This window comes from Micromonospora globbae, from assembly GCF_036184225.1.
GTDB classification, from domain to species: Bacteria; Actinomycetota; Actinomycetes; order Mycobacteriales; family Micromonosporaceae; genus Micromonospora; species Micromonospora globbae.
In genome coordinates this window covers 1,270,700-1,293,939 of sequence record NZ_CP108084.1, presented here as the reverse complement: position 1 = coordinate 1,293,939, position 23,240 = coordinate 1,270,700, and the positions used below count along the sequence as shown (strand labels likewise).

General features: G+C 75.7%; 24 protein-coding genes and 1 pseudogene. 8 read left to right on the top strand and 17 right to left on the bottom strand.

Going from position 1 to position 23,240, the window contains the following annotated elements; genetic code table 11:
• Nucleotides 1-18: 18 nt before the first annotated feature.
• Complete coding sequence (locus OG994_RS05740) at nt 19-1,083, bottom strand: NAD-dependent epimerase/dehydratase family protein (protein WP_328852439.1); 1,065 nt, start codon at nt 1,081-1,083, stop codon at nt 19-21.
• A 283-nt stretch (nt 1,084-1,366) separates the two neighbouring features.
• On the opposite strand from OG994_RS05740, the gene OG994_RS05735 reads away from it, so the two are divergent.
• The 3 genes from OG994_RS05735 to OG994_RS05725 all read left to right on the top strand — a co-directional run bounded on the left by OG994_RS05735 (nt 1,367) and on the right by OG994_RS05725 (nt 4,426).
• Nucleotides 1,367-2,716 carry a molybdopterin-dependent oxidoreductase gene (locus OG994_RS05735; protein WP_328852438.1) on the top strand — a complete coding sequence of 450 codons (1,350 nt, stop codon included), beginning with the start codon at nt 1,367-1,369 and terminating at the stop codon, nt 2,714-2,716.
• Nucleotides 2,709-3,200, top strand: coding sequence for a hypothetical protein (locus OG994_RS05730; protein ID WP_328852437.1), 492 nt, complete (start codon nt 2,709-2,711; stop codon nt 3,198-3,200). Before OG994_RS05735 ends, OG994_RS05730 begins: the two co-directional genes overlap by 8 nt.
• Nucleotides 3,201-3,337: 137 nt before the next feature.
• Entirely contained in the window at nt 3,338-4,426 is a 1,089-nt protein-coding gene (locus tag OG994_RS05725) for an L-dopachrome tautomerase-related protein (protein ID WP_328852436.1), read from the top strand.
• A 179-nt stretch (nt 4,427-4,605) separates the two neighbouring features.
• On the opposite strand, the gene OG994_RS05720 is transcribed toward OG994_RS05725, so the two are convergent.
• The 8 genes from OG994_RS05720 to OG994_RS05685 form a co-directional block, all read right to left on the bottom strand.
• Nucleotides 4,606-6,297: a sugar ABC transporter permease gene (locus OG994_RS05720; protein ID WP_328852435.1), complete on the bottom strand. Its 1,692-nt coding sequence runs from the start codon at nt 6,295-6,297 to the stop codon at nt 4,606-4,608.
• A 126-nt stretch (nt 6,298-6,423) separates the two neighbouring features.
• Entirely contained in the window at nt 6,424-7,122 is a 699-nt protein-coding gene (locus tag OG994_RS05715; RefSeq protein WP_120326334.1) for a RibD family protein, read from the bottom strand.
• On the bottom strand, nt 7,119-7,772 hold the full coding sequence (locus OG994_RS05710; protein WP_120326335.1) for a GTP cyclohydrolase II: 654 nt from the start codon (nt 7,770-7,772) through the stop codon (nt 7,119-7,121). The genes OG994_RS05715 and OG994_RS05710 overlap by 4 nt, the downstream gene beginning before the upstream one ends.
• Before the next feature lie 59 nt (nt 7,773-7,831).
• Entirely contained in the window at nt 7,832-8,764 is a 933-nt protein-coding gene (locus OG994_RS05705; RefSeq protein ID WP_328852434.1) for a lysylphosphatidylglycerol synthase transmembrane domain-containing protein, read from the bottom strand.
• Between the two features lie 65 nt (nt 8,765-8,829).
• Nucleotides 8,830-9,639, bottom strand: a complete 810-nt coding sequence (locus tag OG994_RS05700; protein ID WP_328852433.1) for a class I SAM-dependent methyltransferase — start codon at nt 9,637-9,639, stop codon at nt 8,830-8,832.
• Nucleotides 9,636-10,670, bottom strand: coding sequence for a glycosyltransferase family 4 protein (locus tag OG994_RS05695; protein ID WP_328853671.1), 1,035 nt, complete (start codon nt 10,668-10,670; stop codon nt 9,636-9,638). The genes OG994_RS05700 and OG994_RS05695 overlap by 4 nt, the downstream gene beginning before the upstream one ends.
• A 44-nt stretch (nt 10,671-10,714) precedes the next feature.
• Complete coding sequence (locus OG994_RS05690) at nt 10,715-11,113, bottom strand: 6-pyruvoyl trahydropterin synthase family protein (RefSeq protein ID WP_120326338.1); 399 nt, start codon at nt 11,111-11,113, stop codon at nt 10,715-10,717.
• 3 nt (nt 11,114-11,116) lie between these two features.
• On the bottom strand, nt 11,117-12,097 hold the full coding sequence (locus OG994_RS05685) for a zinc-dependent alcohol dehydrogenase (RefSeq protein ID WP_328852432.1): 981 nt from the start codon (nt 12,095-12,097) through the stop codon (nt 11,117-11,119).
• Nucleotides 12,098-12,188: 91 nt separating this feature from the next.
• Here OG994_RS05685 and OG994_RS05680 point away from each other — a divergent pair.
• The 4 genes and pseudogenes from OG994_RS05680 to OG994_RS05665 form a co-directional block, all read left to right on the top strand.
• Nucleotides 12,189-12,959, top strand: a pseudogene (locus OG994_RS05680) (CDP-alcohol phosphatidyltransferase family protein); the annotation flags it as partial.
• A 179-nt stretch (nt 12,960-13,138) separates the two neighbouring features.
• Nucleotides 13,139-14,815: a sulfatase-like hydrolase/transferase gene (locus tag OG994_RS05675; protein WP_407942565.1), complete on the top strand. Its 1,677-nt coding sequence runs from the start codon at nt 13,139-13,141 to the stop codon at nt 14,813-14,815.
• 73 nt (nt 14,816-14,888) lie between these two features.
• Nucleotides 14,889-15,332: a MarR family winged helix-turn-helix transcriptional regulator gene (locus OG994_RS05670; RefSeq protein ID WP_328852431.1), complete on the top strand. Its 444-nt coding sequence runs from the start codon at nt 14,889-14,891 to the stop codon at nt 15,330-15,332.
• Between the two features lie 208 nt (nt 15,333-15,540).
• Entirely contained in the window at nt 15,541-16,122 is a 582-nt protein-coding gene (locus tag OG994_RS05665; protein WP_328852430.1) for a hydrolase, read from the top strand.
• 18 nt (nt 16,123-16,140) lie between these two features.
• Here OG994_RS05665 and OG994_RS05660 read toward each other — a convergent pair whose 3' ends face one another.
• From OG994_RS05660 to OG994_RS05640, 5 genes are all read right to left on the bottom strand, one after another.
• Entirely contained in the window at nt 16,141-16,785 is a 645-nt protein-coding gene (locus OG994_RS05660; RefSeq protein WP_328852429.1) for a dihydrofolate reductase family protein, read from the bottom strand.
• 117 nt (nt 16,786-16,902) lie between these two features.
• Nucleotides 16,903-17,586, bottom strand: coding sequence for an ABC transporter permease (locus tag OG994_RS05655; protein WP_120326344.1), 684 nt, complete (start codon nt 17,584-17,586; stop codon nt 16,903-16,905).
• Nucleotides 17,583-18,410 (bottom strand): ATP-binding cassette domain-containing protein, encoded by an 828-nt coding sequence (locus OG994_RS05650; RefSeq protein WP_328852428.1) that lies wholly within the window; start codon nt 18,408-18,410, stop codon nt 17,583-17,585. Before OG994_RS05650 ends, OG994_RS05655 begins: the two co-directional genes overlap by 4 nt.
• A complete protein-coding gene (locus tag OG994_RS05645; protein ID WP_120326346.1) occupies nt 18,407-18,745 on the bottom strand; it encodes a PadR family transcriptional regulator in 339 nt (112 codons plus the stop codon). Before OG994_RS05645 ends, OG994_RS05650 begins: the two co-directional genes overlap by 4 nt.
• Nucleotides 18,746-18,894: 149 nt before the next feature.
• A complete protein-coding gene (locus OG994_RS05640; protein ID WP_120326347.1) occupies nt 18,895-19,656 on the bottom strand; it encodes a DNA-formamidopyrimidine glycosylase family protein in 762 nt (253 codons plus the stop codon).
• Nucleotides 19,657-19,769: 113 nt separating this feature from the next.
• On the opposite strand from OG994_RS05640, the gene OG994_RS05635 reads away from it, so the two are divergent.
• Entirely contained in the window at nt 19,770-20,039 is a 270-nt protein-coding gene (locus OG994_RS05635) for a hypothetical protein (RefSeq protein WP_328852427.1), read from the top strand.
• 3 nt (nt 20,040-20,042) lie between these two features.
• Here the strand turns inward: OG994_RS05635 and OG994_RS05630 are convergent, their stop codons facing one another.
• From OG994_RS05630 to OG994_RS05620, 3 genes are read right to left on the bottom strand one after another with little or no spacing between them, the layout of a single operon-like run.
• Entirely contained in the window at nt 20,043-21,590 is a 1,548-nt protein-coding gene (locus OG994_RS05630; protein ID WP_328852426.1) for a long-chain-fatty-acid--CoA ligase, read from the bottom strand.
• Complete coding sequence (locus tag OG994_RS05625; RefSeq protein ID WP_328852425.1) at nt 21,590-22,051, bottom strand: MaoC family dehydratase; 462 nt, start codon at nt 22,049-22,051, stop codon at nt 21,590-21,592. Before OG994_RS05625 ends, OG994_RS05630 begins: the two co-directional genes overlap by 1 nt.
• Complete coding sequence (locus OG994_RS05620) at nt 22,048-23,220, bottom strand: acyl-CoA dehydrogenase family protein (protein ID WP_120326351.1); 1,173 nt, start codon at nt 23,218-23,220, stop codon at nt 22,048-22,050. The genes OG994_RS05625 and OG994_RS05620 overlap by 4 nt, the downstream gene beginning before the upstream one ends.
• Nucleotides 23,221-23,240 lie beyond the last annotated feature (20 nt).

Sequence of the window (23,240 nt, the reverse complement as noted above, 5' to 3'; positions counted from 1 at the left end):
TGCGCGGGGCCGGTGCGGTCAGGCGGGGAGCGCCGCGGGTTCCCGCAGCGGGTCCGTGGCGAAGGCCGACACGCCGTCGGCGAAGGCCACCCGGGCGGTGTAGCCGAGCAGGTCGGCGGCGCGGCCCGGGTCCGCCACCACGTGCCGCACGTCGGCCGCGCGGGCGCCGCCCACCACGAGCGGCGCGGGCCCGCCCATCGCCTCGGCGAGGGTCGCCGCCAGCTCGCCGACGGTGTGCGGCTCGCCGGAGCAGACGTTCACGGGCACCAGCGCCGCCACGGGCGGGGCCGCCGCGAGGGCCAGCAGGTTCGCCCGCGCCACGTCGGTGACGTGCACGAAGTCGCGCCGCTGCCGGCCGTCCTCCAGCACCCGGGGCGGCCGGCCCGCGGCGAGCGCGGACCGGAAGATCGAGGCCACTCCGGCGTACGGGGTGTCGCAAGGCATCCGTGGTCCGTAGACGTTGTGGTACCGCAGCGCCCACACTCCCCCGCCGGTCTGCCGGGCCCACGCGGCGGCCAGGTGCTCCTGCGCGAGCTTGGTGGCCGCGTACGTGCTGCGGGGCTCCAGCGGGGCGTCCTCGGGCACCAGCGCCGAGGTGAGCGGATCGCCGCACCGGGGGCAGGTGGGGTCGTACCGGCCGGCCGCCACGTCCTCGGCCCGGCGCGGGGACGGCCGCACCAACCCGTGAGCGGCGCAGACGTAGCGCCCCTCGCCGTAGACCACCATCGAGCTGGCGAGCACGAGGCGGGACACGCCGGCCCGGTACATGGCGGCGAGCAGGACGGCGGTGCCGAGGTCGTTGTGTCCCGCGTACGCCGGCGCGTCGGACGGGTCGAGGCCGTGCCCGACCATGGCGGCCTGGTGGCAGACGGCGTCGACCCCGCGCAGCAGTCGGTCCAGCACGCGGGCGTCGCGGACGTCCCCGCGGACCAGGTCGTGGCGGCGGGCCCACCCGGGCGGCTCCGCGCCGTGCGCCTGCGGCAGCAGCGCGTCGAGCGCCACGACCTCGTGCCCCTCGTCGGCGAGCAGGTCGGCGACCTGCGATCCGATGAACCCGGCCGCGCCGGTGACCAGTACCCGCATACGGGTCACCGTAGGCGGCGCGGGCGCCCGCCGAGCCGGTACGGCGCCTCGCGTAAGGAGTTCGCAACAGCTTCCGCCCCGCCTCGCCCCACCTCGCCCCGTCTCGCCCCGCATCGCCCCGTCGATCATGAGGTTGGCGGGGCGTTTCGTCCGGTCCGTCCCCGCCAACCTCATGATCGTCCAGGTGGGGGCGGTAAGCGTTCGGTAATGCGGCAAACCGGGCCGCCGGGGCCCCTGGTCGGCCACGATTCGAGAAGACGCCGGCCGACAGAGGAGGTACCCGGTGCCCGCGCCCGACCCGTCCACCCAGGACCCGGCCGACACGGGCCGCTACGGCGCGCCCCGGCGGCTGTGGCGGGCACTCGACCGGCACCGGCCGCCCGGCACCGACACGGTCACCAGGGGATGGCGCAGCCCGCTGCGGGGGCCGTGGCTGACCTCGGTGTACGGGCTCGCGCTGCTCGTCACGCTCCCCCTGGTCGTCGTCACCGGGCTGCTGGACTACGCCGCGTACGCGCCCCGGTTCGGGCAGGCGTTCCCGACCGACGTCGGCTGGCTGCGCCTGCCGTACTTCGACTGGCCCACCCGCCCGGCGTGGCTGTTCCGACTCACCCAGGGGCTGCACGTGGGGCTCGGGATCGTGATCGTCCCCGTGGTGCTGGCGAAGCTCTGGTCGGTGATCCCGAAGCTCTTCGACTGGCCGCCGGCCCGCTCGGTGGCACAGGTCCTCGAACGGCTCTCGCTGCTGCTGCTCGTCGGCGGGATCCTCTTCCAGATCGCCACCGGGCTGCTCAACATCCAGTACGCGTACGTCTTCGGCTTCGACTTCTACACGGCGCACTACTTCGGCGCCTGGGTGTTCACGGCCGCGCTCGTCGTCCACGTGGTGCTGAAACTCCCCCGCCTGGTCACGGCGCTGCGGTCCCGGTCGCCCGGCGCCGAGCTGCGTACCCCCGTGGCCGCGACCCGGCCGGAGCCGCCCGACCCGGACGGGCTCGTGCCGGCGCGGCCCGGCCCTCCCACCGTCGGCCGGCGCGGCGCTCTCGCCCTGGTCGGCGGCGGATCGCTGCTGCTGGCCGCGCTGACCGTCGGGCAGAGCTTCGACGGCCCGCTGCGCCGCACCGCCTGGCTGCTGCCGCGCGGACAGGATCCCGGCGGCGGCCCCAACGGCTTCCCCGTGAACCGCAGCGTGGCGGCGGCCGGAGTCCGGCCCGAGGAGACCGGCGCCGCCTGGCGGCTCACCCTGCGCGGCGGCGGCACCACGGCCACCCTCGACCGGGCCGCGCTGCTGGCGATGCCCCAGCACACCGCGCGCCTGCCGATCGCCTGCGTCGAGGGCTGGTCGACGGTGCAGACCTGGACCGGCGTACGGCTGCGCGACCTGGCCGCGCTCGCGGGCGTGCCGGAGCCCGCGTCGGCGCACGTCCGGTCCCTGGAGCGCACGGGCCTGTTCCGGCAGGCCACGCTCCAGGGCAACCAGGTGCGCGACCCGGACTCGCTGCTGGCGCTGCGGGTCAACGGCGCGGACCTGTCGGCCGACCACGGCTTCCCGGCCCGGATCATCGTCCCGGCGCTGCCCGGCGTGCACTGCACGAAGTGGGTGTCCGGCATCGACTTCCGCGCCGATGGCTAGGTGGCTCGCCCGGCTGCGGGCCGCGTACGGCGCCGGGCCCCGGCACCTGCTCGTCCTGCTGCTGTGCTTCGCCGTCACCGGCTGGGTGGCGCTGCGGGTGTCGGGCGAGGCGACGTGGGGACGGATGCTGCTCTGGTTCGTGGGCGCGGTGATCGTCCACGACCTCGTGCTCTTCCCGGTGTACGCGACGGCCGACCGGGCGCTGCGCGGCGTGCTGGGCGTGCGGACGCGGCCGGCGGGCGACGGCGACACCGCGCCCGACCCGCGCCGGCTCGCCCTGCTGAACCACGTGCGGGTGCCGGCGCTCGCCTCCGCGCTGCTCTTCCTGGTCTTCCTGCCCGGCCTGCTCGGCTGGGGCGCGGACACCTACCGGGCCGCGACCGCCCAGGAGCGGACGCCGTTCCTGCTGCGCTGGCTCGCGGTCACCGGGGTGCTGTTCCTGCTCAGCGCCCTGCTGTGGCTGCTGCGCCGCGCCCGCCGCTGACGGGGGACGTTTCAGGCGGGCCTGGCGGGGAAGCACCGGGCGGTCCGTCGCGGCCACCGGGTCCGCGGCAGCACCCGAGGGGGTACGTCCATGGCAAGCCTCGTCCGGCCTCGTGGCGGTGCGGTGTGAACGGGCCGGTGGGCGACGAGCCCGTCGGCGAGCTGGAACTGGTCCACACGTTCACCGGGCCGATGCCCACCGGCGTGACCGTCTCGCACCGCGGCCGGATCTTCGTCAACTTCCCGCAGTGGGGTGACGAGCCACCGGCCACCGTGGTCGAGCTGCGCGACGGCCGGGAGGTGCCGTTCCCGGACGAACGGTGGAACTCCCCCAGCGGCGTCGACGACGCGCAGGCGTTCGTGTCGGTGCAGTCCGTGGTGGTCGACCCGGCCGACCGGCTGTGGGTGCTGGACACCGGCAGCCCGATGTTCCGGCCCACGAAACCGGGCGGGCCGAAGCTGGTCCGCGTCGACCTGGACACCAACGACGTCGCGCAGGTGATCACCATCCCGCCGGAGGTGGCGCTGCCCAGCACGTACCTCAACGACGTGCGGTTCGACCTGCGCCGCGGCACGGGCGGCCTCGCGTACGTCACCGACTCGGCCACCGCCGGCCCGAACGGCATCATCGTCGTCGACCTGGCCTCCGGCCACTCCTGGCGGCGCCTGCACGACCACCCGTCGACGAAGGCGGAGTCACTGCACGGGTACCGGCCCATGGTCGAGGGACGGCCCCTGCTGGAACGGCCGCCGGACGGCCCGCCGAAGCCGGTAGCCATGGGCTCGGACGGGATCGCCATCAGCGCCGACGGGTCGCGGCTCTACTACTGCCCGCTGGCGTCCCGCCGCTGGTACAGCGTCTCCACCGACGCGCTCGCCGACGCGTCGCTGCCCGACGAGGAGGTGGCCGACTCCGTCGTCGACGAGGGCGACAAGGGCACCGGCTCCGACGGCCTGGAGAGCGACGACGCCGGGCGGATCTACCTCACGTCGTACGAGCACAACGCCGTCTTCCGGCGGCTGCCCGACGGGCAGTTCGAGACGCTGGTGCACGACCCTCGGCTGCTCTGGCCGGACACCATGTCGGTCGCCGTCGACCGGCACCTCTACGTCACCGCGAACCAGCTACACCGGCAGGCCACCTACCAGGGCGGGCAGGACCGGCGGCGCAAGCCGTACGCCCTGTTCCGGACCCCGATCGACGCCGGCCCGGTGCTGCTGCGCTGACCCGCGCTCCGACGGCCGGCCGCGCGGACGGCCGGTGCCGCCGCGTCGACCTGACCAGCCGGCGGTCGTACCGTCGCCCTGACCAGCCGGCGGTCGTGCCGTCGCCCTGACCAGCCGGCCGTGCCGGCGGCGCACCCGCCGGCACGACCGGGACGGCCGGTATCCGGGAACCCCGGACGTCACCGTGGCGCGGGCTGGTCGTCGGGCGCGGCGACAGGTGCCACCGCCCCGCCGGCACGGATGACCAGCCGGTCCAGGTAGAGCAGCTGCAACGCCACGAAGGCCGCCAGGAACAGCAGCAGCAGCGGCAGCGGCAGCACCTGGGCGAGGAAGCCCCGCGCGGCGTCCGCGTCGCCGAAGGTCGCGGTCACCCGCAGGACGACCAGGGACGTCGCCGGCGCGTGCGCGACGTCGTGGACGGCCAGCTGAGGCCACAACCAGCCCTGCGCCGTGACCAGCCAGCCGAGCAGCCCGGCGCCGGCCAGCATCGGCAACGCCGGCAGCAGCATGGTGGACGCGAACCGGCCACCGGCCTCCCAGCGCTCCCGCTGCCCCCGGAAGAACAGGGTGAAGACCACGAGCGCGGGGATGGAGAGCCAGCCCGGCGGGATCAGCCCGGCGAAGGTGTTGAACTGCTCGGCGTCCCGGACACGGAGGAAGTGGGCGACGGCCAGCGGGCCGTCACCGACGAACAGCCACGGCGCGAACGGCAGCAGGAGCAGCTCGCTGGCCCGGCCCAGCGGGCGCATTCCGCCGATGGCGAAGCCGGCCAGGGCGGCCAGCGCCACCCCGACCACCGCCGAGACCAGCGGCGGAAGCCAGGTGTTGGCCTGGATCCGGCCGGTGCTGACCCCGGACGGCAGCGGCGCGTCGACCGTCAGCGTCCGCCACCACGGCGCCGACACGTAGGCCACCAGGGCGAGGAACGCCAGCAGCCCCACCACCAGCATCCCGAGCGCGACCGGGTTCCGGCCGCCGACCTCCGCGCCGGCCGCGCGGTCGCGCCATCCGGTGAAGGCGATCCTGGTCCGGGTGGCCACGAGCAGGAGGACGGCGAGGATGCCGCACACCCCCAGCAGAGCCAGCAGCAGCACGCTGCCCGCGGCGCCGACCCCGGGCTGCACCTGCGTCAGGCTCTCCCGGACGATCCGCACCACGGGACCGCTGCGGTCGTCCCGCCCGGCGAGGAGCGGCCACTGGAGGGACCAGGACTGCACGGCCGTGGCGACGACGGCCAGCCCCAGCACACCCCCGACGGAGAGGATCGCCAGGCCCGGGCGGCCGCCGCCCGGGCGGCGGCGCAGCACGCTCAGGAAGAGGGTGGCGCCGACGGCGATCACCAGCCCGGCGGTCAGCAGCGAGACCGTGCGTACGGCGGTCAGCGTGGGAGCCTGCTCCCAGGCCGACCGGTCGGCCTCGATCCGGTCCAGGCTCCAGGCCACCCCCACCGCGACCGGGGCGTAGGCGGCCAGCGGCAGGGCGAGCAGCGCCCGGGCGACCAGCCGCGGCACGCGACCGGCCCGCTGCGCGGCGAGCGCGAGCAGCGGGGCGACGAGCAGCGCGAGCAGGAGCGGCACGAGGGCGAGGAGCAGCGCGAACCCCAGGTCGCCGAGGAACCCCCGCTCCACCACCTGCGCGTAGTTGTCGCCGCCGGCCGACTCGACCGGGCCGCCCCACAGCTCACCGCGGCGGAAGCTGTGCAGCAGTGTGCTGACCGACGGCACCACGTACGACCAGACCAGCGCGAGCACCGCGGGCACCAGCAACAGGAGCCCGGTGACGACCTGGGCGCTCCGGCCCATCCCGATGCCGCTCGACGGAGCGGGGCCGGCCGCCGGCCAGGCGGGATGGTGGGCCTTCGGATCAGGCACGAATGTCGGGCTGGCGGACACGCAGGCACCCTTCGGTCGACCGTGGACAACGCCGCACAGGCTATGACACCGGTCCGACATCGGGCACCGTGCCGGCGGCGCGGCAGGAGGGCGTGCCCCCGGCGGTCAGCCCGCGCAGCGGTCGGAGAGGGCGTAGCGGACGAGCACGACGTCACCGATCTGGCGGACCTCCGCGACGGTGGCCCGCCGCCCCGGATGCCACGGGTACCGGCCGTCGGAGACGAAGCGCGGCGCGCGGCAGTCGCCCACGAAGAATGGCGCGACGACGAGGTGCAGCTCGTCGGCGAGGCCGGCCGCGAGGAACTGCGCGTGCACGGTCCCGCCGCCCTCCACCATGAGCCGGCGTACGCCCCGGGCCGCGAGGTCGGCCAGCACGGCGCCGAGGTCCACCGGCTCGCCGGCGTCCACCACGTCGGCCAGGCGGCCGACCCGCTCCCGGGTCTTCTCCAGCGCGCCCGTCGCGCAGTACACGACCCGCTCCGCCTCCCCCGCCGTGAAGAACCGGGCGGCCGGGTCGAGGTCGCCGCGGGCCGTGATGGTCACCTTCGCGGGCGTGGCGGGCAGGCCCCGCTCCGCCCGGTCGGCGCGGCGCCGGGCCGACCGCACGAGCAGCCGCGGGTCGTCGCGGCGGACGGTGCCCGCGCCGACCATGATCGCGTCGCAGCTGGCCCGTACGGCGTCGATCCGGTCGAGGTCGTCGTCGTTGGAGAGCAGCAGCCGCTGGTCGGTGGCGTCGTCGATGTAGCCGTCGATGGAGGTGGCGCAGCTCAGCAGCACGTACGGCCGCGCGGGCCGGGCCGTCACCGGACGGCCGGGAGGTCGGGGGTACGCGCCGCGCGGCTGGCCTTGGCGGCCAGGTAGTCGGCGTTGGCCGGGGAGAGATACAGCCCGGTCGGCACCCGCTCGGTCACCGCCACGCCCAGCCGGTCGAGCTGGACGGCCTTCTCCGGGTTGTTGCTGAGCAGCGCGATGCCCGTCACGCCGAGGGTGGCGAGCATCTGCGCCGCCGCGCTGTAGTCCCGCTCGTCCTCGCCGTGCCCCAGTGCCACGTTCGCCTCGTACGTGTCCAGCCCGGCGTCCTGGAGCGCGTACGCGTCGAGCTTGGCGTACAGGCCGATCCCCCGGCCCTCCTGCCGCAGGTAGAGCAGGAAACCGCCGGCCTCGGCGATGCGCTCGACCGCCTCGCGCAACTGCGGGCCGCAGTCGCAGCGCTGGCTGCCGAAGACGTCGCCGGTGAGGCACTCGCTGTGCGGGCGTACCAGCGGCGCGGGGCCTCCCGCCGCGTACCGGTCGAGCGCGCCGGCCCAGTCGCCGAGCCCGAACGCCACGTGCTCCCGGCCGTCCACCAGCCCCTTGAAGGTGAACAGGCGGGCGCTCGTGGCGTACCCGTCCGGGAACTTCAACGGCACGGTCACCTGGGTGCGGATGGTCGCGACAGGGAGTGCTTCGGGCATGCTTCTCCTTCGTCCGGCGCGGCCTGGCCCGACCGCGCGTACCGGCACCGTGTGAACACTCAACCACGCACGGCCGTTTCTCGCCGTGCGAGCGGCGCTCGGATCCGCCGACCGAGCAGCACGACGGCGCCCGGCAGGCTCGCCACGAGCACCAACGCGCCGTACACGGTGGCGGTCGCCACCCCCTGCGCGGCGGTGAGGCCGGCGGCGCCGAACGCCCACGCGGCCACGCCCTCGCGCGGGCCGAAGCCGGCGACGTTCAGCGGCAGACCCATCGCCAGCAGGGCGAGCAGGGTCAGCGGCAGCAGCCGGGACAGCGGCGCGGTGGCCCCGGCGGTACGCGCCGCGAGCAGGAACGTCGCGAGGTGCCCGGCGACCATCACGGCCGAGGCGAGCAGGACGCCCAGCCAGGTGCGCCGGGCGAGCAGGCCGGCGCGTACGTCGGCCACCACCGCCCGCGCCGCCCGCGCCCCGCGGGACCGGCCGGCGTCGGGCACCGCGCGGGCCAGCAGCGCCGCGCCGAGGCCGACGGCCACGAGCACGAGTGCCGCGACCGGCAGGTACGGCCGCACCGGCGACGGGAACGCCGCGAGCAGCACCAGCGCGAGGAGCACCTGCACGACCTGACCGGCGCCGCGCTCCCACACCACCGCCCGGACGCTCCGACCGACGTCCCCCGCGTCACGCCCGTGCCGCACCGCCCGGTGCACGTCGCCGAGCACCCCGCCGGGGAGCGTCGCGTTGAGGAACACGGCCCGGTAGCAGTGCGCCACCGCCGTTCCCAGTGGCAGCCGCACCCCGAGCCCACCGGCGACCAGGCTCCACCGCCACGCGCCGCACACGGTGGTGAGCGCGCCGATGGCGAGCGCCGCGGCGACCACACGGCCGTCGATCAGCGCCAGCCCCGAGAGGAACGGGCCGCTGCCCAGCTGCCACAGCAGCACGCCGAGCAGCCCGATCCCGCCGAGCGCCCGCGCCCACGCCCAGACCATCCGCCCGGCCTCCCGTCGAAAAGATCGTTCTCTCTCCGTAGGCACGGGCGGCGGGCCCGAACGGTTCACCCGGCGAGCAGGTCCCGGTGGTCGACGAGCACCCGGAGCCGGCCGGCCGCCGCCTCGGCGAGCCGGCGCCGCGCGTACCCGGCCGTCCGGTCGGCCAGGTCGGGCCGCTGCTCGCAGGCCGCGCCGAGCCACCCGCGGAACCACTCGGCGGCAAGCTCGGCCTGCTCCGGGCCGAGCCGCCACGGGCTGCGTCCCGCCCGCACGGGCACCCCGTGCGCGGCGAAGGCGGCCGCTGCCGCGTCCACCGCGTCCGGCCCGAGCAGGCGGCGGCCGTCGACCGTGCGGCGCTGGTGGTCGTTGAACGCCGCGGCGACCTCCGCGTCCAGCGGGTCGGCCGGGGTGAGCCGTACCCGCCCGGTCACCGAGATCATGAACAGCGTCGGATGGCCGGCGCAGGCCGCCACGACCCGGTCGACCTCCTCGGCGGTGAGCATGTCGAGCAGCGCCGAGGCCGTCACGAGGTCCGCGCCGGCCAGGTCGGCGGGGGTGAGCCGGGTGAGGTCCGTGCACCGGGTCACCACGGTGACCGGGAGACCGTCGGCCGAGGTGACGGCGCCGGCGGCGGCCCGGGCGAGCAGCTCCGGATCACGGTCGTACAGGACCCAGTGCTGCGGCCCGGGCAGGCGCGGTGCGAGCCAGCGCAGCAGCGACCCGGTGCCGGTGCCCAGGTCGTGGATCGCGAGGGGTTCGCCGGCCGGCAGCCGCTCGCGGACCGCGTCGACCAGGGCGGTGTCGCGGGCCGCCGCGTCGGCGGCCTCCCGCAGCCCGAGCCAGGCCGCGAAGGGCAGCAGGACGTCGGTGCTCACGCGGCCACCCCCGCCAGCACCGTGGCCACCCGGGTCGCCGTGTCCGACCAGGTGGCGAGCGTGGCGCGCCGGTCCCGGGCGGCGCGGGCGAGCCGGTCGCGCAGGGCCGCGTCGCCCAGCCAGCGCCGCAGCGCGCCGGCCAGCGCCGGCGGGTCCTCGGGCGGTACGAGCAGCCCCGGCAGCTCGCCGTCCGGCGCCCGACCCAGCGCCTCGGGCAGCCCGCCCGTCGCCGTGCCGAGCACCGGGATCCCGCGCGCGAGGGCCTCGGTGACCACCATGCCGTACGTCTCGAAACGCGACGGGAGCACGAGCAGGTCGGCGGCGTCGTACGCGGCGTCGAGCGCGTCGCCCGTCCACGGGCCGACGAGGCGGACACGCTCGGTGAGGCCCGTGGCGGCCAGGCGGCCGCGCAGGTCGGCCACGAAGTCCTCGTCCCGGGTGAGCGACCCCGCGCACGTGCACGTCCAGGGCAGGTCGGCGGCGAGCGCCAGGGCCCGGACCAGCACGTCGTGCCCCTTGGTGGGGGTCACCGCCGCGACGCAGAGCAGCCCGCCGCCGGTGCCCGTGCCGCTCGCCGGCGGCGCCGGATCCACTCCGGGCGTCGCGACGTGCACCCGCCCGGCCGGCAGGTCGTACCGGTCGAGCAGCCGGTCACGGGTCCAGCCGCTGGTGGTCACCACCGCCCGCGCCGCGCCCAGCGCCCGGGCCTCCGCGTCGTCGCCGAGCGGCATGTGCACGAGGACGACGAGGCGCAGCCGGTCCGCCTGCGGCGCCAGCACGTCCGGCGTGGCCGAGGCCACCAGCCCGTCGACGAGCACGACGGCCCCGTCCGGCAGCGCGGAGAGCACCCCGGCGAGCGCCGCCCGGGCGGCCGCGTCGGGGCGCGGCCAGTCACCGGCCACCGCGTGCTCGCGTACGGCCCAGCCCCGCTCGGCCAGGCCGCGGCAGAGCCGCCGGTCGTAGTGGTTGCCGCCGCTCGGCGAGGCCGGATCGTCGATGTCGTTGGGCAGGACGACGTGCACCACGCCCACGGCGGGCGCGTCCCGGCCGACGGCCGTCGCGGCGTTCGCGCCCCTCACAGAGTCCGCTCGTAGCTGGCCCACGCCACGTGCGACTCGTGCAGCGTCACGGTGAGGCCCGCGAGGCCGCGGGCGCCCTCGCCGAGCCGGCCGGCGTGCACCCGCTCGGCGAGCCGGTCGGCGACCGTGCGGGCGAGCACCTCGGTCGTGGTGTTCATGCCGGCGAACGCCGGCTCCTCGTCCAGGTTGCGGTAGGTGAGCTCGCCGAGGATCTCCTTGAGCTGCTCGGTGGCCAGGCCGATGTCCACCACGATGCCGTCGGCGTCCAGTTCGGCACGGCGGAACGTGGCGTCGACCACGAACGTCGCGCCGTGCAGGCGCTGCGCGGGTCCGAAGACCTCCCCCCGGAAGCTGTGGGCGATCATCATGTGGTCACGGACGGTCACACTGAACACGGATCACTCCCCGTCGTAGGCGATGAGGTGGCACAGGGCGGGCAGCTCGCCCGACGTCAGGCGGGTGAGCACGTCGGGCAGCTCCACGAAGCGGGACTCGCCGGTGATCAGCGCGTCGAACGCGGGATCGACGAGCAGGTCCAGGGCGATCGCCAGGCGGTCGGCGTAGCTGCGGCGGTCCCGCCGGGCCGGCGAGACGGTGCCCACCTGGCTGCCCCGGATGGTGAGCCGGCCGCTGTGGAAGACGCCGCCGAGCGCCAGCTCCACGGGGCGGTCGCCGTACCAGCTCAGCTCGACGACGGTGCCCTCGGGCACGAGCAGGTCCAGCGAGCGTTGCAGGCCCGCCGCGGTGGCGCTCGCGTGCACCACCAGGTCCCGCCCGCCGGCCGTCTCCTCCGGGAGCGCGAAGTCGACGCCGAGGGCGGCGGCGACGTCGGCCCGGGCCGGATCGGTGTCGACCAGTTGCACGCGCACCCCGGGGAAGCGGGCGAGCACGGCCGCCACGCAGCAGCCGACCATGCCGGCGCCCACCACGGTGACCCGGTCGCCGACCAGCGGCGCCGCGTCCCAGAGGGCGTTCACGGCGGTCTCCACCGTGCCGGCCAGCACGGCCCGGGCCGGTGGCACGGCGTCCGGCACCGGGACGACCGCCGAAGCCGGCACCACGTACGCCGTCTGGTGGGGGTGGAGGCAGAACACGGTGCGCCCGCGCAGCTCGGCCGGGCCCTCCTCGACCACGCCGACGTTCAGGTAGCCGTACTTCACCGGCGCCGGGAAGTCGCCCTCCTGGAAGGGCGCCCGCATCACGGCGTACTGGTCGGCGGGCACCCGGCCGGCGAAGACCAGCGTCTCGGTGCCCCGGCTCACCCCCGTGAAGCGGGTGCGGACCAGCACCTCGTCCTCGCCCGGGTCGGCCAGCCGCACCGGGCGGATCTCGCCCTCGCCGGGCGAGCGGAGCCAGAAGGCGTACGCCTCACGGGTCACCGGCTGCTCCTCACTGCGCGCCCGACCGAACCGAACGCTCGCGATTTCCGTGTTCCCTGACAGGGTCGTCGATCATAAACACGGAGGCACGGTGCGAACGGTTCGAACTGGTCCGATTGTCGGGCTGATCGCGCAGCTCGCCCTCCTCGCCGTGCTGGACACGACGGTCGGGCTGGGCGCCGCGGCGTGGTGCGCCGGCGCCGCGTACGGCGTGGGAAGCTGCGGCGCGCTCGCCCGGGGGCTGCGCCGGGCTGGCGCCCGGGGGCTCGGGCCGGCGGACCGGGTGACGCTCACCCGGTCGGTCCTGGTCGGCGCCGTGACCGCACTGGTCGTGGACGGGTTCGACCGGCCCGTACCGGTGGGGCTCCTGGTGGCCCTCGCGGCCGTCGCGCTGCTGCTGGACGCGGTCGACGGCCGGGTGGCGCGGCGGACCGGCACCGTGAGCGCCCTCGGCGCCCGCTTCGACATGGAGGTCGACGCGTTCCTCCTGCTCGCGCTCAGCGTGCACGTCGCACCGGACGCCGGCGCGTGGGTGCTGGCCGTCGGCGGGATGCGGTACGCGTTCGTGGCCGCCGGGTGGGTGCTGCCGTGGATGCGGGCCGCACTGCCGCCCCGGCGGTGGCGCAAGGTGGTCGCCGCGACCCAGGGGGTCGTGCTGACGGCGGCCGCCCTGCTGCCGGCGCCCGCGGCCACGGTGCTGCTCGTCGCCGCCCTGACCCTGCTCGTCGAGTCGTTCGGTCGGGACGTGCGGTGGCTGTGGCGGCACCGCCCGCGGCCCGCGCGCCCGACCCCGGTGCCGCTGGGCGGCCCGCCGGCCCGACCGCCAGCGCTGGCCGCGCACGGCGGCGACGGCTGGGGGCGCTGATGCCGCGGCGGGACGGCAGCGGCGTTCCGGGGCGCGCCGGCGGGCGCCGGCCACCCACGACAGCGCCCACGGAGACGGCGATTCCGGCGGAGGCTGCGCCGGCGGTTCCGGTGGAGACGGCGCCGGCCGTTCCGGCGGAGGCTGCGCCAGCCTCGGTTTCGGCGGATGCGGCGCCGGTGGCACCGCCCGCGGAGGTGGTGCCGTCTCCGGTCCCGGACGCCGGTGCCGGCCGGAGGTGGCGGCGCGTCGCCTCCGGGGCGCTCACCGCACTCGCCGGGCTGCTGGTCCTCGCCGTCCTGCTCGCGCCCGACCGCACCGACCGGCTCTCGGCCGGCACGTTCCTGCGGATCCCCCTCGAAGCGCTCCTCGGCCTCGCCCTCCTGCTCGCCCTGCCGGCGCGGGGGCGGCGCGTGGCCGTGCTGACCGCCGGGCCGGCGCTCGGCGTACTGGCCGTCCTGAAGGTCGCCGACCTGGGCTTCCACGCCGCGCTGGACCGGCCGTTCGACCTGGTGCTGGACTGGGCGCTGCTCGACGACGCGGTCGGCTTCCTCGGCGACGCGGCCGGGCGGGCCGGCGCGCTCGCGGCGGCGGCCGGCGCGGTGCTGCTCACCGGCACGCTGCTGGTGCTCCTGACGCTCGCCCTGCGGCGGGTGGCCCGGCTGGTGGCGCGGCACGACCGGGCCGCGACCCGGACGGTCGCCGCGCTCACCGTGGTCTGGGTGGCGTGCGCGGCGTTCGGCGTCCCGGTGGCCGACAGCGGGACCAGCTCCCTCGTCGGGGCGCACGCCGCCGAGGTCCGGGAGCGGCTGCGCGACCGGGGCGCGTTCGCCACCCGCATCGCCGCCGACCCGTTCGCCGACACCCCGGGCGACCAGTTGCTCACGGGCCTGCGCGGCAAGGACGTGGTCCTCGCGTTCGTGGAGAGCTACGGGCGCAGCGCGATCGAGGATCCGGGGCTCGCCGCCGAGGTCGGTCCGGTGCTCGACGCCGGCTACCGGCGGTTGCGGGCGGACGGGTACGCGGCCCGCAGCGGCTTCCTCACCTCCCCCACGGCCGGTGGCGGCAGCTGGTTGGCGCACGACACGCTCCTGTCCGGCCTCTGGGTCGACAACGAACAGCGGCACCGGTCGCTGCTCGCCAGCGACCGGCTCACCCTCAACGGCGCGTTCCGGCGGGCCGGCTGGCGCACCGTCGGGGTGATGCCGGCGGCCACGCAACCCTGGCCGGAGGGCGCGTTCTTCGGGTACGACGGCTACTACGACACCGCGCGGCTCGGCTACCGGGGTCCGACGTTCGCGTACGCGCCGATGCCCGACCAGTACACGCTCGCCACCTTCGAGCGCACCGAACGGGCGCCGGCCGACCGGCCCGTGATGGCGGAGATCCCGCTGATCTCCAGCCACTCGCCCTGGACCGAGGTGCCCCGCCTGATCGGCTGGGACGAGGTGGGCGACGGCTCGGTCTTCGCCGGTGCCGCCGCCCGGGACACGCTCCCGGGGGACACGGTGGGGCGGGCCGAGGCGCGGGCGGGCTACCGGCGGGCGATCGCGTACTCGCTGCGGACGCTGGTCTCGTACGTCGAGACGTACGGCGACGACGACCTGGTGCTGGTGTTCCTCGGCGACCACCAGCCGGCTCCGGTGGTGACCGGCCCGCACGCCGGCCGGGACGTGCCGGTCACCGTCGTGGCCCGGGATCCGGCCGTCCTCGACCGGATCGCCGGCTGGGGCTGGCAGGAGGGGCTGCGTCCCGGGCCGGACGCGCCGGTCTGGCCGATGGACGCCTTCCGGGACCGCTTCCTCACCGCGTTCGGGCCGGCGGGCCACGCGGCGGCCGCCCACCCGGCCCGCTGACCGGGCGTGTTCCACGCCTCACAACCGTCAGTCTGAACGGCTCAGTCCAGGCTGACGGTTCTAGCGTGCGGGTGTGGCCGGTCCCGACCTCTCCTCCGACGCCGTGCGCGCCGCGCACGAGCTGCGGGTGGTGTTCAGCCGACTCCGCCGCCGGCTGCGCGAGGTGCCCGACCGGGGCGGCCTCACCGCCTCGCAGACCTCGGTGCTGAGCCGGCTCGCCACGACGCGCGCGGCGTCGGCCAGCGACCTGGCCGCCGCCGAGCGGATCCGTCCGCAGTCGATGGCCGCGATCCTCGCGCCACTCGTCGAGCAGGGGCTCGTCGCGCGCACGCCCGACCCGGCGGACGGTCGGCGCCAGCTCGTCTCGCTCACCGCCACGGGCTGGGCGGCCGTGCGGGGCGACCGGCAGGCCCGCGAGGAGTGGCTGGCCCGGATGCTGCAGGAGCGGTACACCGACGCCGAGCGCCGCACGATCGTGCGCGCGCTGGCCCTGCTGGACCGGCTGACCGGGTCGTGACCACCCGCGCCACCCCACCACGGGCGGCGCGGGAGACGGCCCGCCACCGACGGCCTGCACGAACTCGCGCTCGTCATGGTCGCCAGCGCCGCGCTGCTGCTGCTCGTCGTCCTGCTGGACCGTTCCCTGCGCCGGATCGGCGCGCCCGACGGGGCGCCGGCTCCGGGCTGACACCCGCCGCCCACCACCCGAACCGGAAGGACACCCGATGGCCCTCACCACGCTCGACCCGCGCACCGCGCTCGTCCTCGTCGACCTCCAGCGCGGCATCGTGGCCGCCCCCACCGCGCCGTACCCGGCGGCCGAGGTGGTGGCCCGCGGCGTCCGGCTCGCCGACGCCTTCCGGGCCCACGGCCTCCCGGTCGTGCTGGTCCGCGTCACCACCGCCCCGGACGGGTCGGACGCCGCGCCCGGTCGCACCGAACGCCGGTCGGCCGGCACCCGCCCGGAGGGCTGGGACACGCTCGTCGACGAGCTGACCGGGCACCCGGGCGACGTCGTTGTCACCAAGCGCAACTGGGGCGCCTTCTACGGCACCGACCTCGACCTGCAGCTACGCCGCCGCGGCGTGACGCAGATCGTGCTCGGCGGCATCGCCACGAGCATCGGCGTGGAGTCGACCGCCCGGGCGGCGTACGAGCACGGCTACCACGTCACCCTGGCCACCGACGCGATGACCGACCTCGACGCCGACGGGCACCGCGCCAGCGTGGAGCGGATCTTCCCGCGGCTCGGCGAGACCGGCACCACGGAGGAGGTCGTCGCGCTGCTGGCGCGGACCCGGGGCTGACCCGGCACGGCGTCGGCCTCAGTCGCCGCTCCCGACGCCGCGGTCGGGTGCGCTCATGTCCCCCGTCCCGGGCGTGCCGTCGGCGAGCCCGTAGCGCAGGTACACGGTGCCCTTCGGGCTAGATGCCGGCGGTTCGAGGAGCGTGAGGTTCGTGGGCACCGCGCCGCCGTCGAACACCTTCTTCCCGACGCCGAGCACGATGGGGTGCACCCAGAGATCGAGCCGGTCGAAGAGCTTCTCGCGCAGGAGGGTCTGCACGAGGTTCAGGCTCCCGACCACCTTCACGTGCTCGTGCCGGTCCCGGACCTCGCGCACCGCGGCGGCCAGGTCCGGGCCGAGCTGCGTGGACCCGGCCCACGACAGGTCGGGCCGGCCGTGGGAGGCCACGTACTTCGGGATCCGGTTGAAGAGCGCGGCGATCTCGCTGTCCTCGCCGCCCTCGTGGTGCGGCCAGTAGGCGGCGAAGATGTCGTACGTCCGCCTGCCGAGCAGGAGGGCGTCCGTGCCCTCGTACGCGGCGCCGACCTGCGCCCCGGATACCTCGTCCAGCAGGGGCGCCTGCCAGCCGCCGAACGGGAACCCCGCCGGGTCCTCGTCAGGGCCGCCGGGCGCCTGCCCGACGAGGTCGAGGGTCGTGAACAGCTCGATGTGGATGAGGCCCATGTCGTACTCCCGCTCCGTGGGTGGTGTCGGTCGGGAGGTAGACCTGCCGGTGCCGGCGAACTCATCGCCGCGAGAGCACCCGATGTCGTCGACCCCGCAAATCGACCGCGGACTGCCCTAAGCGAACCGCAGGTGCCGGCGCTGCCGCAGCCGGACGGCGGCGGCGACCGCGACGAGCAGCGTGAGGGCGACCGCGAACGACAGCCCCTGGACCAGGCCGCGGGTCAGGTAGCCGCCGTCGGTGTGGTCGATGGCGTACGTGCCGATCTCGCGGCTGAACCAGAACGGCAGCGCCCGGGTGGCGGTGCTGGCCGGGTCCATCACCATCTGGAGGCCCACCACGGTGAGCAGCACGAGCGTGCCCTCCAGCTCGCGCGGCAGGACGGCGCTCAGCAGCAGGCCGAAGGGGACGGCCACGAGCACGGTCAGCGCCATGACGAGGGCGATCGCGCCGTACCGGACGTCGTGCTGGTCGACGAGGATGAGCAGGAAGTACGGCGCGGACAGCAGCACGCCGACCGTCCAGAGGGCGAGCAGCCGCCCGAGCACCAGGTGCAGGCTCCCGTACCCGGAGAGCCGCAGCCGGGGTTCGATGCCGCGCGCCGCGCTGCCGGCGAAGAGGGCGGCGGTGCTCAGCGCCCAGCCCAGGCCGAGGCAGACGAACCGGATCGACTGGCCGAGGTGGTCGCCGCGGCGGCTCAGGTAGAAGGCCAGCGGGAACAGCAGGAGGATGATCAGCACGGTGCGGCGGCGCACCAGTTCACGCAGGGCGGTCTCGGCGACCACGAGGATCCTGGTCATGCGTCGCGCTCCCGGGAGGCGGTCAGGTCGAGGACGGTGTCGACACGGTCGAGCTGGTTGAGCAGGTGGGTGACGACCACGACGGCCTTGCCGGCGTCGCGCCAGCGCCACACCTCGTGCCAGAAGTCGAGGTAGGTGCCCCGGTCGAAGCCCTGGTAGGGCTCGTCGAGCAGCAGCACGTCCGGCTCGCCGAGCCGGGCCAGGACGAGGTTCAGCTTCTGCCGGGTGCCGCCGGAGAGGTGCCGCGCCTGGGTGCGCGGCGGCGGCGTCCACTCCAGCGCGGCGGCGCCCGCGCGACCGGCCCGCCGGGCCGCCGCCCGGCCCAGGCCCCGGCCCGCGCCGATCAACACGAAGTGCTCGTCGGGGTTGAGGAACTCGGCGGTGCCCCCGTCCTGCGGGCAGTAGCCGAGCGTGCCGTGCACCGCGACGGTGCCCGCGTCCGGGCTCAACAGGCCGGCGCAGATCCGCAGGAAGGTGCTCTTGCCGGCGCCGTTGGCGCCGACCACCGCCGCGATCTCCCCCGCCCGGACGGTCAGGTCGACCCGGTCCAGGACCGTCCGCCCCCGGTAGCGCTTCGTGATGCCCCGCGCCGCGAGCCGCACCGGGCCCGGGTGGCGTCGCGGCGGGCGCATGTCGGGGCCGCCGAGGCTGTCGGCGACCGCCCGGGCGTACGCGTCCGGCGGGCCGAAGACCCGCAGCGGCGACTCGCCGCTCTCCGCCAGATGTGTGGCCGCCTCGGCGACGACGTGACCGGTCAGGTCGGGCCCCACCCCGTGCCGGCGCAGCTCGCCGGTGAGGGCGGCGAGCCAGGCGTTGTGGTTCACCGCTTCGGCTCCTCGCTCAGTATCGCGCCCACGCTCGCCGCGAAGGCGCTCCAGTCGATCGCGGCCGCGCGCAGCGCCGCGCTGCCGGCCGGGCTGATCCGGTAGTACTTCCGGGCGGGCCCGGTCTCGCCCTCCCGCCAGTGCGCGGTGAGCAGGCCGGAGCGCTGCAACCGCAGCAGCACCGGGTAGAGGGTGCCGCCCTGCACGGTGCCCAGCCCGTGGGCCCGCAGCGCCTGGGACAGCTCGTAGCCGTAGGACTCGCCCCGGCTGAGCAGCGCGAGCACGCACAGGTCGAGCACCCCGCGCAGCCACTGCGCCCGCCGTTCCTGGTTCATCCCGGCCGGCCCACCGCTCGAAAGATCACGGCCAGACCCTAGCGCCACTACCTAGCTAGCGCAACAACCTAGCCCGCGCCGGCCACTCCCCCGCGATCTTGCACTTTCGGCCCCCGTGACGCCCCTTTGGCCCGGCTTTGTCGGGGCGGTTAGTGCAAGATCGACGAGGTGGGTTGGTCCACGGGGCAGGCGTACGCCGTGCGGCCGCCCAGGGTCCAGCGACGCACCGGGGCGCCGCAGCGCCGGCACGCCTCCCGCTTGTAGACCCACCGCTCGTCGGGCGCGGCCGGGTCGCTCACGACCTGCCCGGCGTCCCGGCCCAGCGCCAGGTGACGCACCGCCAGCTCCCAGAGCCGCCGCGCGGTCTGCGGCCCGACGCCGCGCGCGTCCGGGTCGACGCCGGCCAGGAAGAGCAGTTCGGCCCGCCACGCGTTGCCGATGCCCGCCCAGACGGACTGGTCGAGCACCGCCGCCCCGACGGCCCCGCCCGCGGCGACCAGCCGGCGTACCGCCTCGTCGGCGTCCGCGTCGGCCCGCAGCGGGTCCGGGCCCAGCGAGGCCCGCAGCGCCCGCTCGCCGTCGGCCGGGAGCGGTTCGCACCGGATCGGCGCGATCAGGTCGTACGCCACGGCGTCCGTGGCGAGCCGCAGCCGCACCCCCGCGCGGGGCGGCACGGCCGGGTCGTCGTACCGCAGCCAGAGGCCGCGCATGCCCAGGTGCACGTGCAGCACGGGGCGGTCGTCGACGTGGTACAGCAGGTGCTTGCCGTACGCCTCGACGGCCCGCAGCGTCCGGCCGGCGTACGGGCCGGGGTCGAAGCGGCCCTGCGGGCTGGACAGCCGCGGCACCCGGCCGGCGAGGTCGGCGTGCTGCTCCCGCGCGTACCGGTGGATGAGGTGGCCCTCGGGCATGGGCCCGGGTACCCGGCGCCCGTGTCCTCTTCACCCCCGGTGCCCGGGTTTCCGGCGCGTCATCGGGGAACTAAGGAGGCGACCCACCACCGATGTGCCCGGAGGGATGCGAGATGACCGTCGACCCGGACGACCCGCTGCGCGAACCGCCGGAGGCCGACGCCCTGGAGCAGCGCCAGCCGGTGGTGGACGACGCGCAGCAGGACGTCACCCCGACCACCCCGCCGGTGGAGGCCAGCGAGGCGGACGTCGCCGAGCAGGGCTCGCCGCCACCGGGCGAGCAGGACTCGTTGACCTGGCTGCCCGAGGACGCGAACCCGGCGGACGCCCTGGAGCAGCGCGAGGCGATCATCCCGGACGACGAGGACCACCGGGAGGAGTGAGTTCTACGCGGGCGGGGCGGGGGCCAGGGCGCGGCGGAGTTCCCGCTTGAGCACCTTGTGGCTGGGACCGATCGGCAGCGCGTCGACGTACCGGACCTGGCGCGGGTACTTGTGCCGGCCGAGGTGCTCCCGCGCCCAGTCGATCAGCTCCTGCTCGCTCGGCACGTCCGCCGCCGGGTCGGGCACCACGACGGCGCAGACCTCCTCGCCGTGGCGCGGGTCGGGCAGGCCGATCACCGCCACCTGGCCGACGGCCGGGTGCCGGGCGAGGGCCTCCTCCACCTCGCGCGGGTACACGTTGAAGCCGCCCCGGATGATCAGATCCTTCTTCCGGTCGACGATCGTGACGAACCCGTCGGCGTCCTTGCGGCCGAGGTCGCCGCTGCGGAACCACCCGTCCACCATGGCCTCGGCCGTGGCCTCGGGCCGGCCCAGGTAGCCGGCGAAGACGTTGTGACCCCGGATGACGATCTCGCCGAGTTCGCCGGCCGGGAGCAGCTCGATCCGGTCGTCCACGTCGGCGCGGGCGATCTCCACCTCGACACCCCAGATCGGGTGCCCGATGGTGCCGGCGCGCGTGCCGAAGTGCGGCTGGTTCGTGGTCGCCACCGGGGAGGTCTCCGACAGCCCGTACCCCTCGTAGACCGTCGTGTCGAACGCGGCGTGGAAGCGTTCCAGCACGGCCACCGGCAGCGACGCGCCGCCGGAGATGCACAGCCGCAGCCGGGGCAGCTCGCCGCGGCCGCGGGCCGCCTCCAGCAGCGCCACGTACATGGTGGGTACGCCGTGGAAGACGGTCACGCCCTCGCGCAGCATCACGTCGATGGCCTCCGGACCGGTGAACCGGGCCAGCAGGACCAGCGTCGCGCCGATGCGGAACGTGCCGTTCATCGCCACCGTCTGGCCGAAGCTGTGGAACAGCGGCAGGCAGCCGAGCACCACGTCGCTGCTGCGCGAGTCGTTGGCGTCGAAGACGTTGACGGCCGCGTTCATGACGAGGTTGACGTGGGTGAGGACGGCGCCCTTGGGCACCCCGGTGGTGCCGCTCGTGTAGAGGATCACCGCGGGATCCTCGGCCTGCCGCGTGACGTACGACGGCAGTGGCGGCACGGTCTCGCCGGCGTCCTCCAGGCGGGGCGCCGGAGCGCCCGGCACGGCCGGACCGACCGTCACGAGTCGTACGCCGGCCGCCTGCGCCGCCGCGGCGCCGAGGGCGAGCTGCGAGGTGTGGCAGACCAGCACGCTCGACCCGCTGTCGCGCAGCACGTGCGCGGCCTCGTCCGGGGTGAGCAGCAGGTGCACGGGCACCAGCACCGCGCCGGCGGCGAGCGTGCCGTAGTAGACGCGGGGGAAGTCGGCCACGTTCGGGGCGAGCAGGGCCACCGCGTCGCCCGGGGCGACGCCGAGCTCGCGCAGCCCGGCGGCGTAGCTGCGCGCCTCCAGCCACAGTTCGGCGTACGTCACCCGGATGTCGCCGTCGACGACGGCGACGGTGTCGGCGTGCCGGCGGGCCGACTCGGCCAGGACCATGGCCAGCGACAGCGCGGTCATCAGGCCACCTCCCGGTACAGGCGGCTGACGGTCTCGGCGACGCAGACCGGTTTGCCGCCCGCGTCGCTCTCCACGGTGACCGCCGCGACCACCTGGACGCCGCCGTCGACCGGGGAGACGTCGGCGAGCGTGGCGCTGGCCCGTACCCTGCTGCCGACCCGCACCGGCGCGGGGAAGCGCACCCGGTTGAGGCCGTAGTTGACCCCCATGCCGACGCCCCCGACCCGCCAGAGCCCGCCGACCAGGGCCGGCAGGAGCGACAGGGTGAGGTAGCCGTGCGCGACGGTGCCGCCGAACGGGCCGGCGGCGGCGCGCTCCGGGTCGACGTGGATCCACTGGTGGTCGTCGGTGGCGTCGGCGAACAGGTCGACCCGCTTCTGGTCGATCGGCAGCCACGGGCCGGGGCCCAGGGTCTCGCCGACCGCGCCGGCCAGCTCGTCGACGGAGGCGAACGTCCTCATGCCAGGTGCCCTCCCAGCTTGGTGTAGCCGCGCAGCAGGTCGCGGGAGATGATGAGCCGCTGCATCTCGTCGGTGCCCTCGAAGATCCGGTAGAGCCGGACCTGCCGGTACCACCGCTCGATCGGCAGCTCGCGGGTGTAGCCCATGCCGCCGTGGATCTGCAGGACCCGGTCGACGACGCGGTTGACCATGCCGGCGCCGTAGAGCTTCGCCATCGACGACGCGTGCCGCGGGTCCATGCCCTGGTCGACCGTCCAGGCGGCACGCAGGATGAGCCACCGGGCCGCCTCCAGCTCGGTCTCCGAGTCGGCGATCATCCACTGGATCGCCTGGTTCTCCCCGATCGGCCGGCCGAACGTCTCGCGGGTGTTGGCGTACGCGATGGCCATCCCGAGCGCGCGCTCGGCGATGCCGACGGCGTGCGACGGGATGGTGTAGCGACCCTTGCCGATCCACTCCATCCCGAGCGCGAAGCCCTGCCCCAGCTCGCCGAGGATGTTCCGCTCGGGCACCCGCACGTCGTCGAAGACCAGCGACGCCGGGCCGCCCTCGCCCATCGTCGGGATGAACTCCGAGCGCCACCCCATGTCCCGGTCCACGAGGAACGCGGTCGCGCCGCCGCGGCGGGCGCCCTTCTCCGGGTCGGTGACGGCGATGACGATGGCGAAGTCCGCCTCGTTGCCGCCCGTGATGAAGGTCTTCTCGCCGTTGAGCACCCAGTCACCGCCGTCGCGGCGCGCGCTGAGCCGGATGTTCGCGGCGTCCGAACCGGCGCCCGGCTCGGTGATGGCGAAGCAGCTCGACCGCTCGCCCTCGATGGTCGGCAGCAGGTACTCCCGCTTCTGCTCCTCGTTGCAGTAGAAGAGGATGTTGTCGGCCTCGCCGCCGAAGCGGAACGGCACGAACGAGCGGCCGATCTCGGTCCAGATCAGCGACTGGGTGACGGCCGGCAGGTCCATGCCGCCGTACTCCTCCGGCGTCGCGAGGCCCCAGAAGCCGAACTTGCGCGCCTTGAGCTGCAGCTCGCGCAGCTCCCCGCGGTCGAGGCCGGGCCGGTGCGCGCGCTCCCGCCGCAGCAGCTCCTGCTCCAGCGGCATGACCTCCCGGGCGATGAAGTCGCGGGCCGTGTCGCGGATGGCCCGCTGCTCGTCGGATAGCGCGAAGTCCATGGTTCCTCCGGGTGGTGGGT